Source organism: Pseudomonas sp. 30_B (assembly GCF_017491605.1).
In the GTDB taxonomy this organism is placed as follows: domain Bacteria; phylum Pseudomonadota; class Gammaproteobacteria; order Pseudomonadales; family Pseudomonadaceae; genus Pseudomonas.
The window spans coordinates 1-494 of the sequence record NZ_JAFGYY010000224.1 but is presented as its reverse complement, the minus strand read 5'-3'; the positions used below and the strand labels follow the sequence as shown (position 1 = coordinate 494).

1 protein-coding gene is annotated in these 494 nt (G+C 62.1%); it reads left to right on the top strand.

Annotation, left to right across the window (positions count from 1 at the left end; all coding sequences use genetic code 11):
• Window positions 1-146: 146 nt before the first annotated feature.
• The coding region (locus J5M67_RS28025) for a flagellar cap protein FliD N-terminal domain-containing protein (protein WP_279381592.1) at window positions 147-494 on the top strand (348 nt) is incomplete at its 3' end.

Below are 494 nucleotides of genomic sequence, written 5' to 3'. Positions count from 1 at the left end.
CCCGGATGCGCCGCCGCGCCCGGCATTCGCCCCAGCTGAATCGGCGCTTACAACAATCTTCACAAACCGATTCCAATAATTGCGATATGCTTTCATATTACGAATGACCATGAAGTAAACCAACCACACAAGACGGGGGTAATTCGATGGCGATCACCCAGACGGGGACCACCTCGCAAAGCGATGTCTGGTCGCAAATTCAGGACGCCGCGCAGTCGCTGATCAACGGCGCGACGGGCAAGACGTCGATGGACGTGAGCGGGCTCGTATCGGTGCTCGTCAACGCGAAGACGGCGGGCCAGGCCGCGGAGATCAAGAACCAGGCGGCCTGGAACAGCACGCAGATCTCGGCGCTCGGCGCGCTCAAGCTGGCGCTCAGCAACCTGAAGACGGGCGTCGAGCCGCTGTCGGACGGCACGTTCGCGCAGAAATTCACGTCGAAGGCGAGCGGCAAGGGGCTCGGCGCGACGATGGACAAAGGCACGGTGGCCGGC